The sequence below is a fragment of the Bartonella pachyuromydis genome, assembly GCF_039543065.1.
Taxonomy (GTDB): Bacteria; Pseudomonadota; Alphaproteobacteria; order Rhizobiales; family Rhizobiaceae; genus Bartonella; species Bartonella pachyuromydis.
Window position 1 is genome coordinate 1 of record NZ_BAABJA010000047.1, and the last position, 1528, is coordinate 1528.

The window sequence follows — 1528 nt, forward strand, 5'->3', positions numbered from 1 at the left end:
CAAAAAATCTCTTTAAAGAGAGTTATGTATATTAATTTTGCTTATATTACTTATAGGTTTTGTCTGTTTTTAAAACCCCCAAAACACCTACAAAACCCTTTTAAATATATATTAAAGATTGTATTTACGTGTTATATTTAATATAGGTTGTTTATTTGAAACATTAACTTATTGAAATATAATAACTTTTATTTTTAATTTAAAAAATATATAAAGGGGGTGTAAAAAGAACACCCAACCCCCCCTAAACTATAACCATAATGATCTTGATAGCATTTCTTATGATTATAAACTGTCTTTTGAAAGGCTTTTTAAAGATCACATGCTTTTTAAAGACGTGTTTTAATCACTCACTAAAATAATCATTTTGTCAGTTCAATTTACTGACAGATAACTGACAAAAATGACAAAAGTCTATTAAAAGGGATTTTGCTAATCTCTACAGTTATCAATCTCTCTTTAGAGGTTTTAATAACAAGCTATAAATCACAATTATCCTTTCTCTTGTAAAAATGAAAAATGATGCGGTGGCTATAAAGAAGATAACAGCTATAGAGAATGCGTGAAAAAGCAGGCTTTCATAATCAAAATGCAAATGAATGCATTGGTTATAAAGATAAACCCTATAAAAGGCTGTTAAGTCGCAAATGTGTTATAAAAGAAATTAACAGAAATCTTAAAAAACATTTAGTAAAAAACAAGATATGTTATAAAGATAAAAATACGCATAATGAGAGCGTTTCTAAATATTATTAATGTATAGACTCAGAAAATAGCATAATCGTTTTATAAAGCGAATAATATAGCTTTAAAAGCATATAATACAAAAGAAGCAATTAATAAGCATATGACAAATATATACACATAATGCATTTAAAAAAATCATAAAAAATATCAAAAAAGTGCATAAATTAATTGACAATAAATACGTATTTTGTTATATAAATAGTCAAGTGATTAGAAAACACTTTGAAACGACAAGCGGGTAGATTACGAAACAATCTTTCCCATATCAAAAAACTGACTATCTTTTATGCTGTGATTAGCATATATGAGAATTTTGTCGGGTGTGGTCATGCTATACAAAACCTTATGGGGAAGGCATGCCGACGGACTTGATGCCGTGTTTTCAACACCCGGCGCCTTTATAGGTTGTCAATTGAAAACAATATTAACATCAAGGTTTTAATTATGACAAATATTTCAAAAAACACCCCCGTTATTTCTTCTATTTCAAATGAAACCGCATCTAATAACAAACAAGAGCCTGCAAAAAAATACGAGTTTATTAATGAAAGTTTCACTTTTGATGGGATTACTTTACACCGTATACGTGCTTTAAGGGATTTTGATGATGTAAAGGCGGGGGACCTCGGGGGCTTTATTGAAAAGGAAGATAACCTCTCTCATGAGGGCAATTGCTGGGTATATGATAATGCCGCCGTTCTTTTGAATGCAACTGTTTATGAGAATGCTAAAATCTATAATGAAGCTAAAATCTTTAGAGGTGCAAAGGTTTATGGCAATG

At 29.5% G+C, this 1528-nt stretch carries 1 pseudogene; it reads left to right on the top strand.

Features of this window, described 5'->3' with window-relative positions:
• Positions 1 to 1191 precede the first annotated feature (1191 nt).
• Positions 1192 to 1528 (top strand): annotated as a pseudogene (locus ABD917_RS08655) (hypothetical protein); the annotation flags it as partial.